Annotated in this window: 13 protein-coding genes and 1 riboswitch; of the genes, 9 read left to right on the top strand and 4 right to left on the bottom strand. The window is 64.0% G+C overall.

The genetic code is table 11. The features are described from left to right. Positions 1 to 9 precede the first annotated feature (9 nt). The 3 genes from F474_RS11675 (at position 10) to F474_RS11665 (ending at position 4,746) form a co-directional block, all read left to right on the top strand. A complete protein-coding gene (locus tag F474_RS11675) occupies positions 10 to 1,611 on the top strand; it encodes an urea amidolyase family protein (protein ID WP_097084561.1) in 1,602 nt (533 codons plus the stop codon). A 2-nt stretch (positions 1,612 to 1,613) separates the two neighbouring features. After that, the gene (locus F474_RS11670; protein ID WP_097084560.1) at positions 1,614 to 3,341 is read left to right on the top strand and encodes a biotin carboxylase N-terminal domain-containing protein; all 1,728 of its coding nucleotides are present in this window, start codon (positions 1,614 to 1,616) and stop codon (positions 3,339 to 3,341) included. A 163-nt stretch (positions 3,342 to 3,504) separates the two neighbouring features. Further along, positions 3,505 to 4,746: a sodium:proton antiporter gene (locus tag F474_RS11665; protein WP_097084559.1), complete on the top strand. Its 1,242-nt coding sequence runs from the start codon at positions 3,505 to 3,507 to the stop codon at positions 4,744 to 4,746. 199 nt (positions 4,747 to 4,945) lie between these two features. Here F474_RS11665 and F474_RS11660 read toward each other — a convergent pair whose 3' ends face one another. Beyond that, positions 4,946 to 5,344, bottom strand: coding sequence for an acyl-CoA thioesterase (locus tag F474_RS11660; protein ID WP_097084558.1), 399 nt, complete (start codon positions 5,342 to 5,344; stop codon positions 4,946 to 4,948). 180 nt (positions 5,345 to 5,524) lie between these two features. Beyond that, positions 5,525 to 5,624: riboswitch (S-adenosyl-L-homocysteine riboswitch) on the top strand. A 22-nt stretch (positions 5,625 to 5,646) separates the two neighbouring features. On the opposite strand from F474_RS11660, the gene ahcY reads away from it, so the two are divergent. The 4 genes from ahcY (at position 5,647) to F474_RS11640 (ending at position 10,986) form a co-directional block, all read left to right on the top strand. Then, positions 5,647 to 7,056 (top strand): adenosylhomocysteinase, encoded by a 1,410-nt coding sequence (gene ahcY, locus F474_RS11655; protein ID WP_097084557.1) that lies wholly within the window; start codon positions 5,647 to 5,649, stop codon positions 7,054 to 7,056. Between the two features lie 99 nt (positions 7,057 to 7,155). Further along, positions 7,156 to 8,001 (top strand): methylenetetrahydrofolate reductase [NAD(P)H], encoded by an 846-nt coding sequence (gene metF / locus F474_RS11650; protein ID WP_097084556.1) that lies wholly within the window; start codon positions 7,156 to 7,158, stop codon positions 7,999 to 8,001. 71 nt (positions 8,002 to 8,072) lie between these two features. Continuing rightward, positions 8,073 to 8,840 carry an ABC transporter substrate-binding protein gene (locus tag F474_RS11645; RefSeq protein ID WP_256577709.1) on the top strand — a complete coding sequence of 256 codons (768 nt, stop codon included), beginning with the start codon at positions 8,073 to 8,075 and terminating at the stop codon, positions 8,838 to 8,840. Positions 8,841 to 9,099: 259 nt separating this feature from the next. After that, positions 9,100 to 10,986, top strand: a complete 1,887-nt coding sequence (locus F474_RS11640; RefSeq protein WP_097084554.1) for a DEAD/DEAH box helicase — start codon at positions 9,100 to 9,102, stop codon at positions 10,984 to 10,986. A 70-nt stretch (positions 10,987 to 11,056) separates the two neighbouring features. Here the strand turns inward: F474_RS11640 and F474_RS11635 are convergent, their stop codons facing one another. Continuing rightward, on the bottom strand, positions 11,057 to 11,662 hold the full coding sequence (locus tag F474_RS11635; protein WP_097084553.1) for a YceI family protein: 606 nt from the start codon (positions 11,660 to 11,662) through the stop codon (positions 11,057 to 11,059). A 36-nt stretch (positions 11,663 to 11,698) separates the two neighbouring features. Continuing rightward, positions 11,699 to 12,250: a cytochrome b gene (locus tag F474_RS11630; RefSeq protein WP_097084552.1), complete on the bottom strand. Its 552-nt coding sequence runs from the start codon at positions 12,248 to 12,250 to the stop codon at positions 11,699 to 11,701. A gap of 214 nt (positions 12,251 to 12,464) precedes the next feature. On the opposite strand from F474_RS11630, the gene F474_RS11625 reads away from it, so the two are divergent. After that, a complete protein-coding gene (locus tag F474_RS11625) occupies positions 12,465 to 13,871 on the top strand; it encodes an adenosylmethionine--8-amino-7-oxononanoate transaminase (RefSeq protein WP_097084551.1) in 1,407 nt (468 codons plus the stop codon). Positions 13,872 to 13,889: 18 nt separating this feature from the next. Beyond that, entirely contained in the window at positions 13,890 to 14,603 is a 714-nt protein-coding gene (locus F474_RS11620; protein ID WP_097084550.1) for a 16S rRNA (uracil(1498)-N(3))-methyltransferase, read from the top strand. Between the two features lie 41 nt (positions 14,604 to 14,644). Here F474_RS11620 and F474_RS11615 read toward each other — a convergent pair whose 3' ends face one another. Further along, on the bottom strand, positions 14,645 to 15,262 hold the full coding sequence (locus F474_RS11615) for a hemolysin III family protein (RefSeq protein ID WP_097084549.1): 618 nt from the start codon (positions 15,260 to 15,262) through the stop codon (positions 14,645 to 14,647). Between the last annotated feature and the right edge of the window lie 25 nt (positions 15,263 to 15,287).

Raw genomic sequence — 15,287 nt, 5'->3', positions numbered from 1 at the left:
GGGGTCGCCGTGCATTTTTACCCCGTGAACTTCGACGCGCTGCTGGTGGAGCTGGAAAACCTCGACCAGACCCTGGCCGCGTTCGACGCGCTGTTGGCCGCGCCCATCGAAGGTGTGGAAGAGATCGTACCGGCGGCACGCACGCTGCTGGTGTATTTCAGGCCCGCGGCAATCACCCGTGAAGCCCTGGCCACTCGCATCGCACATCTGGACCTGCACAGCCAAGGCCGTGCAGCCGGTAAGCAGGTGGAGATTCCCGTGCACTACCAGGGCGAAGACCTGGAAGAAGTGGCGGCCCTGCTGCACCTTAGCGTGCCAGAGCTGATTCGCCGCCACACCGGCAGCGACTACAGCGTGGCCTTTTGCGGCTTCGCTCCGGGCTTTGCCTATCTGAGCGGCGGGGCGGGTTTCGAGGTGCCGCGCCGCCCTTCGCCACGCATGCGTATTCCGGCGGGCGCAGTTGCCCTGGCCGGGGCTTTCAGCGGCATCTACCCCAAAGCCAGCCCCGGCGGTTGGCAGTTGATCGGCGTCACCCCGCTGGACATGTGGGACCTGGCGCGTGACGAGCCTGCGCTGCTCAAGCCAGGCTACCGCGTACGTTTTCGCGACGCAGGCCCCCAGGTCGCGGTGGGCGCGGCGCCGTTGCCGGCCAAGCATGCCAGCGCGCCACAGCCGCCTCCCGAAGGCCCTTACCTGGAAGTGCTGGCGCCCGGCATGCAAGCGCTCTGGCAAGACCTCGGCCGCCCTGGCAGGGCTGGCGAAGGCGTATCCCAATCCGGCGCGCTGGACCGCGGCGCCCTGCGCGCGGCCAATCGGGCGGTGGGCAACGAGCCGGCCGCCGGGTGCCTGGAAATCCTGCTGGGCGCCTTCGAAGCACAGTGCCATGGCGGCGCCCTGCTGGCGGTGACCGGTGCCGAATGCAAGGTCGAGGTCACCAGCAGCGATGGCGTGACCCGCCTGCCGGCCCTGTACCAGCCGTTTCAGCTGGATAATGGCGATCGCTTGGTCATTCACGCACCCACCGCAGGCCTGCGCAGCTACCTGGCGGCCCGAGGTGGTTTCCAGGTCACCCCGGTGCTGGGCAGCGTGGCCACCGATACCCTGGCGCAGGTCGGCCCTCCCGCGCTGGCGCGCGGCGATCAGCTGGCGATCCGGCCCAGAACCGCAGGCCAGGCGGCCAGCGTCGATCAGGCACCGGCATTCGAACCGCCTCGCCCTGGCAGTACCGTGGTGCTCGATGTCGTGCCCGGCCCACGCGCCGACTGGTTCACCGCCCAGGCGCTAGGCACTCTTGCCACCCAGGCTTGGCGTGTAACGCCGCAGTCGAGCCGAGTCGGCATTCGCCTGGAAGGTGCAGTACCGCTGGAACGCCAGGTGCCGGGCGAGCTGCCCAGCGAAGGCACTGCGGTGGGCGCCATCCAGGTACCTGCCAACGGCCAGCCCGTGCTGTTTCTGGCTGACCATCCACTGACCGGCGGCTACCCGGTGATCGGCATGGTCGCCAACCATCACCTGGACCTGGCCGGGCAGATCCCGGTAGGTGCCACTCTTCGTTTCAATGTGCTCGGCGCGTTCGAACCCGTGCGCCCCAGCCTTCAGGATGCTGAATAACCATGAAAAAGGTTCTGATTGCCAACCGTGGCGAAATCGCCGTACGCATCGCCCGCGCCTGCCGCGATTACGGCGTGGCATCGGTTGCGGTGTATGCCGACGCTGACATGGACGCCTTGCACGTCCGCGCAGCCGATGAAGCCTACGCCCTGAACGGCGAGCGCCCGGCCGACACCTACCTGGCCATCGACAAGCTGCTGGCCGTGGCCGCCCGCGCCGGCGCCGATGCGGTGCACCCTGGCTACGGGTTTCTCTCCGAACGCGCCGATTTCGCCCAGGCAGTGATCGATGCAGGCCTGGTCTGGATCGGCCCGACGCCGGCGACCATCGAAGCCTTGGGCGACAAAGTGCAGGCCCGGCGGATTGCCCAGAGCGTCGGCGCGCCGTTGGTTGCCGGCACCGATGGGCCGGTCGAAAACGCTGAACAGGTGCTTGCATTCGCCGAGCAGCACGGCTTGCCCATCGCCATCAAGGCGGCTTTCGGGGGCGGCGGCCGCGGGCTGAAGGTCGCCTGGCGCATGGACGAGGTTGCCGAGCTGTATCACTCGGCGGTGCGCGAAGCGACGGCGGCCTTCGGCCGTGGCGAATGTTTCGTGGAGCAGTTTCTCGACCGCCCACGCCATATCGAAGCGCAAGTCATCGCAGACAGCCACGGCCATGTGCGGGTAGTGGGCACGCGGGATTGCTCGTTGCAGCGGCGCAACCAGAAGCTGGTGGAAGAAGCGCCTGCGCCGTTTTTGACCGACGCTCTGCGCCAACGCATTCATGAGTCGGCGCGTGCCATCTGCGAAAAGGCGGGTTATATCGGCGCCGGAACGGTGGAGTTCCTGCTCAGCGGGGCTGGCACGTTGTCGTTTCTGGAGGTGAACACCCGCCTGCAGGTGGAGCATCCGGTCACCGAGGAAACCAGCGGCCTGGACCTGGTGCAGGAGCAACTGCGCATCGCCGACGGGCTGCCGCTGTCGTTCGATGAGCCGCCTGCGCCACGCGGGCACAGCTTCGAATTCCGAATCAACGCCGAAGACGCCGGTAACGGCTTTCTGCCCACGCCCGGGCCGGTTACCGGTTTTGTGGCGCCCAGCGGGCCAGGGGTGCGCCTGGACAGCGGGGTCGAAGGGGGCGGCCGAGTGCCGGCGAACTTCGATTCGATGATCGCCAAGCTCATCGTCACCGGCGCCACCCGCGAACAAGCCATTGCCCGCGCCCGCCGCGCCCTGGCCGAGTTCCAGGTCGAAGGCATCGCCACGGTTCTGCCGTTTCACCGCGCGGTGATGGCCCACGCCGACTTCACCGGCCCCGGGCCTTTCGCGGTGCACACCCGCTGGATCGAGACCGTCTTCGCCGAGCAGATTGCCATCACGCCCTACACAGCGCCCGATGCTGGGCCGCAGGTCCTGCGCACGTTCGTCGAGATCGACGGCAAGCGCCATGCGCTGGGGTTGCCGGCAGGCCTTTTGGGGGCAATGCCGCAAGTCGCCCCGGCTGCCCAGGCACCCGCGGCGGCGCCCGCCGAGCCAGGCGCCGTACATGCGCCGGTGGCGGGCAACCTGCATGCATGGGTGGTGGGCGACGGGGCCCCGGTCGAGGCTGGCCAGGTGATCGCGGTCATGGAGGCGATGAAGATGGAAACGCAGGTGCTGGCACCTTGCGCAGGAACGTTGAGCATCGATAAGGCGGCGGGCGAGTATTGCGAGGCGCGCGCAGTGCTGGGGCAGGTCAAGGCCGGCTGAACAGGCCGCTAGATGCGGCAGGCGGGCGCCTGCCGCATCGCCCCCCTCCGATGAAACGCAGGGTCGTCCATGTTGTCCATGTGCCCTCAAGGCCGTAATGGCCTTCCTAAATCATGCCCGCACTTCCCCGGGCACGTTATCGGACTCTAGGACGGGATGTCGAATGCTGGAAATCGTCGCAACTTTTATCTGCCTCACCACACTGCTTACGTACGTGAACTACCGCTTCATCGGCCTGCCACCGGCCATCGGCGTGATGGTCACCGCGCTGCTGTTCTCTCTGATGCTCCAAGGCTTGAGCCTGCTGGGCTACCCGGGCCTTGAGGACAGGGTGCGCGCGCTGATTGGTGAGATCGACTTCAACGACCTGCTGATGAACTGGATGTTGTCGTTTTTGCTGTTCGCTGGCGCCCTGCACGTGAACCTGGGCGACCTGAAAAGCTACCGCTGGCCCATTGGCCTGCTGGCCACCTTCGGCGTGCTGATCGCCACTTTCGTGATCGGCACCCTGGCTTTCTACATCTTCGCCATGTTCGGCTGGCACATCAGCTTCCTCTATTGCCTGTTGTTTGGCGCGCTGATCTCGCCCACCGACCCAATCGCCGTGCTGGGCGCACTGCGTACGGCCAATGCGTCCAAACCGCTGAAAACCACCATCGTGGGCGAGTCGCTGTTCAACGATGGCACTGCGGTGGTGGTGTTCACCGTGCTGTTGGGCATCGCTCAGCTGGGTGAGGCGCCCACCGTTGGGGCCACAGCGATGCTGTTCGTGCATGAGGCCATCGGCGGCGTGCTGTTCGGCGGCCTGATCGGCTATGCCGTGTACCGCATGATCAAAAGCGTCGAGCAGTACCAGGTGGAGGTGATGCTGACCCTGGCATTGGTGATCGGGGGCTCGGCGCTTGCCTACGAGCTGCACGTCTCTGCGCCGATCGCCATGGTGGTCGCGGGGCTGATCATCGGCAACCTGGGCCGCAAGCTTGCCATGAACGACATGACCCGCCGCTACATGGACGGGTTCTGGGAGCTACTCGACGACATGCTCAATGCCGCCCTGTTCGCACTGATCGGCATGGAGCTGCTGCTGCTGCCGTTCTCCTGGACGCACCTGACAGCGGCCAGCATGCTCGCGGTGGCGATCCTGCTGTCGCGCTTCATTACCGTGGCCCCAGCCATCGCCCTGGCCCGGCGCTGGCGCAACATCCCGCAGGGCTCGATCCGGGTGCTCACCTGGGGTGGCCTGCGCGGCGGTGTTTCGGTAGCGCTGGCGTTGGCATTGCCGGTGGGGCCGGAGCGCGACCTGCTGCTGAGCATTACCTACATCGTGGTGCTGTCGTCGATCCTGCTGCAAGGCCTGACTATCGGCAAAGTGGTCAAGGCGGTAACCGCGCCCAAGGCAGGTTGAAACCCGACGAAACGCCTGGCCCTGCCCGAGTGTCTACCGCACGAACCCCTTATGGATATGGAGCAGGGCTATGCTTAAGTTTCTCGGCGGTACGGTTGGTATCATTTTTCTGATTGGCCTGGTGGTCGTGATCCTGGCCTTCAAGCTGATCTTCTGAACACCAAAAGGCCGGGCAATTGCCCGGCCTTTTTTCTTTCACTCAAGGCGCTTCGCCACTGAATTGATCCTTGATGTAGCGGATCTCGGTGCGCCCGTGTGGCGCCGGCAGGCCATCCTCACCGAGGTTGACGAACACCAGCTTGTCGATCGTCAGGATGCTCTTGCGGGTGATCTTGTTGCGCACTTCGCAGCTCAAGGTGATCGACGTACGCCCAAACTCCGTGGCAGTGATGCCCAGCTCGATGATGTCGCCCTGGCGCGAAGCACTGACGAAGTTGATCTCGGAAATGTATTTGGTCACCACCCGCTGGTTGCCCAGCTGAACAATGGCGTAGATCGCCGCTTCTTCGTCGATCCACCGCAGCAAGCTGCCGCCGAACAGCGTGCCGTTGGGGTTGAGGTCTTCGGGTTTCACCCATTTGCGGGTGTGGAAGTTCATGGCGCGCTCCTGCTCTCGGGGAAGTGCCGGCCATGATGGCAGAGCGGGCGCAGTGCCCACAATCGTCCGATGGGCGGCAGTAGCAAACTGCCTCGCCAGGATTCGACAGCTTCGAAACCCTTCCCTATAATCACAGCGTTTTTCGTTCAGCGCCCGCCACTGCCGCGGGCGTCCCGCCACCTGTCCGAGGGGCGCTGCAGCAGGTGTTCACCTGTCAGGCTCGGATAGGGCGTGCTCCGGCCCGGTTCCGCGGCCAAACGCACAACGGCGCCCATTCGCACCTAACGAATGGAGGCTCTTTCATGAGCGCTGTAATGACGCCTGCCGGCTTTTCCGACTTCAAGGTCGCCGACATTTCCCTGGCCGCCTGGGGCCGCCGCGAAATCATCATCGCCGAATCCGAGATGCCCGCCCTGATGGGCCTGCGCCGCAAATACGCCGGCGAGCAACCGCTCAAGGGTGCCAAGATCATCGGCTGCATCCACATGACCATCCAGACCGCCGTGCTGATCGAGACCCTGATCGCGCTGGGCGCCGAAGTGCGCTGGTCGTCGTGCAACATTTTCTCCACCCAGGACCAGGCCGCTGCCGCCATCGCCGCCGCCGGCATCCCGGTCTTCGCCTGGAAGGGCGAAACCGAAGCCGAATACGAGTGGTGCATCGAGCAGACCATCCTCAGCGGTGGCCAGCCATGGGACGCGAACATGGTGCTGGATGACGGTGGTGACCTCACCGAAATCCTGCACAACAAATACCCGCAGATGCTCGACCGCATCCACGGCGTGACCGAAGAAACCACCACAGGCGTGCACCGCCTGCTCGATATGCTGGCCAAGGGCACCCTCAAAGTGCCGGCGATCAACGTCAACGATTCGGTCACCAAGAGCAAGAACGACAACAAATACGGCTGCCGTCACAGCCTTAACGACGCCATCAAGCGCGGCACCGACCACCTGCTGTCCGGCAAGCAGGCCCTGGTGATCGGCTACGGCGACGTGGGCAAGGGCTCGGCGCAGTCGCTGCGCCAGGAAGGCATGATCGTGAAGGTCTCGGAGGTCGACCCGATCTGCGCCATGCAGGCCTGCATGGACGGCTTCGAAGTGGTGTCGCCGTACAATAACGGCTTGAACGACGGCACCGAAGCCAGCGTCGACGCCGCCCTGCTGGGCAAGATCGACCTGATCGTGACCACCACCGGCAACGTCAATGTGTGCGATGCCAACATGCTCAAGGCGCTGAAAAAACGCGCTGTGGTGTGTAACATCGGCCACTTCGACAACGAGATCGATACCGCTTTCATGCGCAAGAACTGGGCCTGGGAAGAGGTCAAGCCGCAGGTGCACAAGGTTCACCGCACCGGCGCCGGCAGCTTCGATGCGCAAAACGATGACTACCTGATCCTGCTGGCTGAAGGCCGCTTGGTGAACCTGGGCAACGCCACGGGCCACCCGAGCCGGATCATGGACGGCTCCTTTGCCAACCAGGTGCTGGCCCAGATCCACTTGTTCGAGCAGAAGTTCGCTGACCTCTCCGGCGCCGACAAGGCCGCGCGCCTGACCGTCGAAGTGCTGCCCAAGAAGCTGGACGAGGAAGTGGCGCTGGAAATGGTCAAGGGCTTCGGCGGCGTCGTCACTCAACTGACGCCCAAGCAGGCCGAGTACATCGGTGTAACGGTCGAAGGCCCCTTCAAGCCCGACACCTACCGTTACTAATCCAGCTGCAAGCTTTTAGCGGCGAGCGGCAAGGCGAAGCGGACCTGCTTTGCCTTGCCGCTTTAGGCTTATGGCTTGAAGCGGAGTGAAGGCTCTTCCATGACGACATCAGACAACATCAGTTTTGAATTCTTTCCCACCAAGACCGAGGCGGGGCACGAGAAGCTCATGGGTGTGGCACGCCAATTGGCAGCTCACAAGCCCGCTTTCTTCTCCTGCACCTACGGCGCCGGGGGTTCTACCCGCGACCGCACGCTGGGCACGGTGCTGCAGCTGGAGCGCGAAGTCAGCGTGCCGGCAGCGCCGCACCTGTCGTGCGTAGGCGATACCAAGGCCGAGCTGCGCGAGCTGCTGGCCGAATACAAGAACGCCGGCATCAAGCGTATCGTTGCGCTGCGCGGTGACCTGCCCTCGGGCATGGGCATGGCGGCGGGCGAATTGCGCCACGCCAGCGACCTGGTCGAGTTCATCCGCACCGAAACCGGCGATCACTTTCACCTGGAAGTGGCCGCTTACCCGGAGATGCACCCACAGGCTCGCAATTTCGAGCATGACCTGGCCGCCTTCGCTACCAAGGCCAAGGCGGGTGCGAACAGCGCCATCACCCAGTACTTCTTCAACGCCGACTGCTACTTCTACTTTGTCGAGCGCGTGCGCAAGCTGGGCGTAGACATTCCGATCGTGCCAGGCATCATGCCGATCACCAACTACAGCAAGCTGGCGCGGTTCTCCGATGCCTGCGGCGCCGAGATCCCGCGCTGGGTGCGTAAGCAGCTGGAAGCCTACGGGGACGACAGCGCGAGCATCCAGGCCTTCGGCGAGGAGGTGATCACACGCCTGTGCGAGCAACTACTGGCCGGCGGCGCACCTGGGCTGCACTTCTATACCCTGAACCAAGCCGAACCAAGCCTGGCGATCTGGAACAACCTGCAACTGCCAAGCTGACAAAACTGGCGGGTGGCCAAACGGTAGGGCGCGCACTAACATGCCTACCGTTTGCCTCACCTGGCCCGCCCATGCTCGCTGACCGAATGCCTACCCTGCCCGCCTGCCTGCGCTGGCTGGTCGCTGCCCTGCTGGCGACGCTGGCCTGGAGCGCCCATGCAGAACCCTTGCGGCTGGTGACGGAGCCTTGGGCGCCCTTCAGTTACCTCAAAGACGGCAAGCCCACCGGGCTGGACTACGAAATCGCCGCTGAAGTGTTCCGCCGGATGAACGTTGAGGTGCACTGGCAGTTCCTGCCCTGGCGGCGCTGCCTGGCGATGGCACGGCAGGGCCAGGCCGACGCGGTGCTCGACATCTTCGAAACCCGCGAGCGCGACAGTATGCTGATTTACCCCAGTGAGCCGCTGTCGGAAGTCGAGTTCGTGCTGTTTCAAGCGAACGACCGCCCACACGTATTCAACAGCCTGGCCGACCTGCAGGGCCTGATCATCGGCACCCAACCTGGTTATCAATACAGCGAAGCCTTTCTCAAGGAACCCGGCATCCATCGGGAAACTGCACCGACGCTGGAGGCCAACCTGGGCAAACTGATGCTGGGCCGCATCGATTTGGTCATAACCGACCGACGGGCCGGGCAATATGCGCTGGAGCATCTGAACCTCAATCAACAGATCAGCGCCCTGCCCACGGCAGTCAGCAGCGACCGCCAATACCTGGCACTGCGCCGCGGCCCGGGGATGGAGGCGTTGGCGGAGCGCTTCGCCAGCACCCTGCGCCAGTTCCGCCGTGAGCCGGCTTATACAGCGCTGCTGGCACGCTTCGCCAAGCCCGCCTCATGAAAGTGACTGTTTTTTGTTCAAGAACCCCATTACAATCGGTTCCACGGTCGAGCCTCTGTTATACTCGGCCTTCCCGCCAGGCTTACGCCCGGACGCCCATCCCGCAAAAACGCCCATTGGCGCTGCCTGCCCCCGGCAGCCACTCTCGCCAATATGGCCGCGAAGATCCGGCAGTACCGGTCGCGACGCGCATCCTCATGCCGTTCGCGCCAGGCAAGATTACCTTCGGGCGCTAGCCCCCACATGAACAGGATTGCCCATGTCCTTTGCTTCCCTCGGTCTCTCCGAGGCTCTAGTCCGCGCTATCGAGGCCGCGGGCTACACGCAGCCCACCCCGGTGCAACAGCGGGCCATTCCCGCCGTGTTGCAAGGTCGCGACCTGATGGTGGCGGCCCAGACGGGTACCGGCAAGACCGCCGGTTTCGCTTTGCCGATCCTCGAACGTCTTTTCCCTGAAGGCCACCCGGACAAATCCCGGCGCCATGGCCCTCGCCAACCCCGCGTGCTGGTCCTTACGCCCACCCGCGAGCTGGCAGCACAGGTTCACGACAGCTTCAAGATCTACGCCCGTGACCTCAAGTTCGTCAGCGCAGTCGTGTTTGGCGGCGTCGGCATGAACCCGCAGGTGCAGGCTCTGGCCAAGGGCGTCGATGTGCTGGTGGCCTGCCCCGGCCGCCTGCTCGACCTGGCCGGCCAAGGCAGCGTCGACCTGTCCCATGTCGAAATTCTCGTGCTCGACGAAGCCGACCGCATGCTCGACATGGGCTTCATCCACGACGTGAAGAAGGTCCTGGCACGCCTGCCCGAGCAGCGCCAGAATCTGCTGTTCTCGGCCACCTTCTCCAAGGACATCACCGACCTTGCCGAGAAGCTGCTGCACAACCCCGAGCGCATTGAAGTCACTCCGCCCAATACCACGGTCGAGCGTATCGAGCAGCGGGTATTCCGGTTGCAGGCGTCGCACAAGCGCGCGCTGTTGGCACACCTGATCACGCAGGGTGCCTGGGAACAGGTGCTGGTGTTCACCCGCACCAAGCACGGCGCCAACCGCCTGGCCGAATACCTCAACAAACACGGCCTGACCGCCGCGCCGATTCATGGCAACAAAAGCCAGAACGCCCGCACCAAGGCCCTCGCCGACTTCAAGGCTGGCACCGTGCGGGTGATGGTGGCCACCGACATCGCTGCCCGTGGCCTGGACATCGACCAGTTGCCCCACGTGGTCAACTTCGAGCTGCCCAACGTCGAGGAAGACTACGTGCATCGCATCGGCCGCACCGGCCGTGCCGGGCGCAGCGGCGAGGCCATCTCGTTGGTCGCGCCCGATGAAGAAAAGCTGCTCAAGAGCATCGAGCGCATGACCCGCCAGCGCATCCCCGATGGCGACGCCATGGGCTTCGACGCCAGCACCATCGAGGCCGAGAAGCCAGAAGTGCGCGAACCACGCCAGCCTCAAGGCCGCGGCCGTGGCCAGGGTGCGAATAACAACGGCGGCCGCAAAGACAAGCCGCGCAAGGACAAACCCAAGGAAAAGGCCGCTGACCAGCCTGCCGGCGAGAGCCGTGGCGAGAAGCCGGCCTCCGGTGAACGCCCGGCCGGCGAGCGCCGCAACCGCCGCCAGCGCGGCGGCAAGAAGCCTGCTGCACAGGGCCAGGCCGCGGCACCGAGCTTGCCGGCAGATCGTGATCCTGAGGAGTTTCGCGACGACGAGGTCGATAACTTCGGCAACCGGGCCGACTATGTCAGCCCCTACAAAGACCAGAAGCCCGGTAGCCGCAATCGCCGCCCCGCCGGTGGCCAGGCTCAGAATCAAGGTCAGGGCCAGCAGCGCCGCCAAGGTCAGGGCCAGGCCCAAGGCGCACCCCGCAGCAACGGTAGCGGCGCTAAAGCCGGCAACAACAACCGCCGTGGCAGCAACGGCGGCGGCCAGGGCCGGCGCGATGGCGGTAGCCGCCGCGTGCTCACCGGCGACGCCCCTCGCGGCGAGTCGATGATCCCATCGGCACGTCAGGATGCGCCCAAGCCCAAGATCATCCACAAGGAATCGCGGTTGAGCTCGCTGACCCTCGAGCAGTTGGATGAGTTGCAACGCACCAGCAAGCCGCGCGGCGAAAAGCCCGCCCTGCTGACCCGCGGCGACAGCTGATCCAGCTTTAGCCGGTTGCAAACAAAAAGGCCGCGCTCATGAGCGCGGCCTTTTTCGTTCACGCCAACCCTTACTTCTGCTTCACGCCTTCGAATGTGAAGTACAGGGTAACGGTATCGGACTGCGGGCCCAGGTCCATGCTCTTGGGTGCGAAATCCTTGCGGTTGATGGTGGTCTGGCCTTCGAAACCTGCACGGTAGCCGCCCCATGGGTCTTTGCCTTCACCCAGGAACGTCGCCTTGATCACCACAGGCTTGGTCACGCCTTGCAGCGTCAGGTCGCCCGCCACGTCGGCAGTCAGCTTGCCATCGGCGTTCTTGCCGGTCGGGGTAACCTTGGTGGACTTGAAGGTGGCCTCAGGGTACTTGGCGACGTCGAGGAAATCCTTGCTGGAGATGTGCTTGTCACGCTCAGCGTGGTTGGTGAACACACTGGCGGTTTTCAGGGTGACCTGAACCGAGGAGTTTTCCGGTTTGTCCGCATCCCACACGAACGAGCCATCGAAGTCCTTGAAGGTGCCGGTGATGAAGCTGTAACCCAGGTGGCTGATCTTGAAGTCGACGAAGGCGTGCTGGCCTTCTTTGTCGATCTTGTAGTTAACCGGCTCGGCCATGGCCTGGCCTGCGGTCAACAGGGCGGAACCGATGGCCAGGGCGGCCAGGGTTTTCTTCAGCATAGCGATGTTCCTTTTGCTTGGATCAGTGAGTAGAAGTCAGGCCTTGCGGCCCAGCATGCGAATCAGGGTAGCGTCACGGTCGATGAAATGGTGCTTGAGCGCCGCCAGGCCATGCAGCACGGCGAAGCTCACCAGCGCCCACGCAAGGTAGAGATGCACTGTGCCGGCCACCTCTGCCTGGTTGTCGGAGCCTGTGAACAGGGCCGGAACCTCAAACAGCCCGAACACCGGGATGCCTACACCGTCGGCGGTAGAGATGAGGTAGCCGGTGATCATCACCAGAAACAGATCTACGTACAGAAACAGGTGGCCCGCTGCTGCGGCCAGGCGCGTGAACTTGCCCTGGTTGGGGGTGGGCGGCGGCGGGGCACTGATGAACCGCCACACCACCCGCAACAACATGAAGAAGAACAGCGTCAGGCCGATGCTCTTGTGCAGGTCAGGGCCGGCCTTGCGCCAGGGGTCGTAGTAACCCAGGCCAACCATCCACAGGCCCAAGGCGAACATGCCGAATACCGTCAGGGCAGTACCCCAGTGCAGGAACAGGCTGATGGCGCCATAGCGGGCCGGTGAATTCTTAAGCTGCATCGGCAAATCCTCGATAACCGTGGGAGCAAGCGTACCGGCTTAAATATCGAAAAAAAGCAGAATTTTTCGCTTTGATCTATCGAGCCAGGCGATGAAAAGTCTGAGATATATCTGTTAACAAACCATTAACGGCGGTTGCTCCCGCCGACCATGACGCATAGGCTTGCCCATCAATTTAGCCCAGCAGGCCAGATGTGCTGCCCGGAGAAACACGATGAGCTTGAATGACCAGTGGATGCAGCGCGACCTGAACGTGCTGTGGCACCCCTGCACCCAGATGAAGGATCACGAAACATTGCCGGTGATACCAATACGCCGGGGCGAGGGGGTGTGGCTGGAGGATTTCGACGGCAAGCGCTACATCGACGCGGTCAGCTCCTGGTGGGTCAACGTGTTCGGCCACGCCAACCCGCGTATCAACGAGCGCATCAAGGCGCAGGTCGATCAGCTTGAGCACGTCATCCTCGCAGGCTTCAGCCACGCTCCGGTGATCGAGTTGTCAGAGCGTCTGGTCAAGCTCACCCCCGAAGGGCTGAACCGGGTGTTCTACGCCGACAACGGCTCTTCGTGCATCGAAGTGGCGCTGAAGATGAGCTACCACTACTGGCTCAACCGTGGCCAGCCGGCCAAGAAGCGCTTCGTGACCCTCTCCAACAGCTACCACGGCGAAACCATTGCCGCGATGTCGGTGGGCGACGTGCCGCTGTTCACAGAGACCTACAAGGCCTTGCTGCTCGACACCTTGAAGGTGCCCAGCCCTGACTGCTACCTGCGCCCAGAAGGCGTGAGCTGGGAAGAGCACTCGCGCACGATGTTCGCCGCCATGGAGCAGACCCTGGCAGAGCACCATCAGAGCATCGCGGCGGTGATCGTGGAGCCGCTGATCCAGGGCGCCGGGGGCATGCGCATGTATCACCCGGTCTACCTGCGGCTGCTGCGCGAGGCCTGCGACCGCTACAACGTGCACCTGATCCATGACGAGATCGCCGTAGGCTTCGGCCGCACGGGCACGATGTTCGCGTGCGAACAGGCTGGCATCCGCCCTGACTTTCTCTGCCTGTCCAAAGCGCTGACCGGAGGTTACCTGCCACTGGCTGCGGTGCTGACCACCGACGACGTCTACCAGGCGTTCTACGACGACTACTCCACCCTGCGCGCCTTCCTGCATTCACACAGCTACACCGGCAACCCGCTGGCCTGTGCTGCCGCGCTCGCCACGCTGGATATCTTCGAGCAGGACAACGTGATCGAGCGTAACAAGGCACTGGCCGCGCGCATGGCCAGCGCCACCGCGCATCTGGCTGACCACCCTCATGTGGGTGAGGTGCGCCAGACAGGCATGGCGCTGGCCATTGAAATGGTCCAGGACAAAACCACCAAGGCGGCATGGCCCTGGCAGGAGCGGCGGGGCCTGAAGGTTTTCGAGCACGGCCTTTCCCGTGGCGCCCTGCTGCGCCCCCTGGGCAGTGTGGTGTATTTTCTACCGCCTTATGTGATCACACCCGAGCAGATCGACTTCCTTGCAGAAGTGGCCAGCGAAGGTATCGACATTGCCACCGGCACCCGTGTGAGTGTGCCGGTCAAGGCTGACTTCCACCCCGGTTTTCGCGACCCGGGCTAACCGTTTGACGGGTTATCGATGAAACGCTTTCACACCGACCTGCCCTTGAGCCTGGGCGATCATCCACTGCCAGAGGCGCAGGCCCATTACATCGCGCGGGTGCTACGCCTGGCTGAAGGCGACGCCGTGCAGTTGTTCGACGGCTCCGGCCAGGAATACCAAGGCACGCTGCTGGAAGTTGGCAAAAAGCACGTGAGCGTGCGTTTGACCGAACAACTGCCCGGCCAGCCTGACTCGCCGCTGAAGGTTCACCTCGGCCAGGGGCTTTCGCGCGGTGAGCGGATGGACTGGGCCATTCAAAAGGCAACCGAGCTCGGGGTCGAGGAGATCACGCCGATTTTCAGCGAGCGCTGCGAGGTACGGCTCAAGGACGAGCGCGCCGACAAGCGCCTGGCTCACTGGCGGCAAGTGGCGATCAGCGCCTGCGAGCAATGCGGGCGTTCGAGCGTGCCGGTGATCCACCCGCCCGTGCCTTTGGAGCAATGGCTGAAACAGGTGCAAGCTGACTTGAAACTGGTGCTTCACCCAGTGGCAGAGCCGCTGGCCAGCCACGCCCGGCCCGGGCGCCTGGCGTTTCTGATCGGCCCCGAAGGCGGGCTCGCCGAGGCGGAGGTTTCACAGGCTCAGGCTCAAGGCTTCCACCCCGCGCGCCTTGGCCCGCGGGTGCTGCGCACCGAGACCGCGCCCGTAGTCGGGCTGGCCCTGGCGCAGCAACTGTGGGGCGACTTCTGACCGGCTCGTCGCGCGGCAGGTCGCGCGACGAACGCCCCCACTCAGATGACGTAAAAAAAGATAGCGATAAAGTGCAGCAGGCTGCCGGCGATGACGAACAAATGCCAGATGCCGTGCCCGTGGGGCATACGCTCACCCATCGCATAGAAGATGATCCCAACCGTGTAGAGCAGCCCGCCGCCGGCGAGCCAACAGAAGCCGGCAGTGCCCAAGGCGCTCAAGAGCGGGCCGACTGCAACCAGCACCACCCAGCCCATCACTGCATAAATCACCACCGACAGCACCCGTGCTGACGACCGAGGCTTGAGCTCTTGCAGCATGCCAAGCAGCGCCAGCGCCCACACCACCCCAAACAGGCTCCAGCCCCAGGGGCCGCGCAGCGACACCAGGCAAAAGGGGGTATAGCTGCCGGCGATCAGCAGGTAGATCGCCAGGTGGTCGAGCTTGCGCATCACCGTCTTGGCCTGGCCGCGCACGCTGTGGTAAACGGTAGAAATTGCGTATAGGCCAATGAGTGTAATGCCGTAGACCGACGCGCTGACGATCTTCCAGGGGTTGCCCTGGACACCCGCCAGCACGGTAAGCCATAGCGCGCCTACGCACGCCAATACAGTGCCGACGAGATGGGTCCAGGCATTGAGACGTTCGCCGTGATACATAAGGCGGGGCCCTCGTTCTTCTGGA

The sequence above is a fragment of the Pseudomonas sp. URIL14HWK12:I12 genome, assembly GCF_003097135.1.
Classification (GTDB): domain Bacteria; phylum Pseudomonadota; class Gammaproteobacteria; order Pseudomonadales; family Pseudomonadaceae; genus Aquipseudomonas.
The sequence above is the reverse complement of the archived record's forward strand: the minus strand, read 5'-3'. Positions and strand labels throughout refer to the sequence as shown.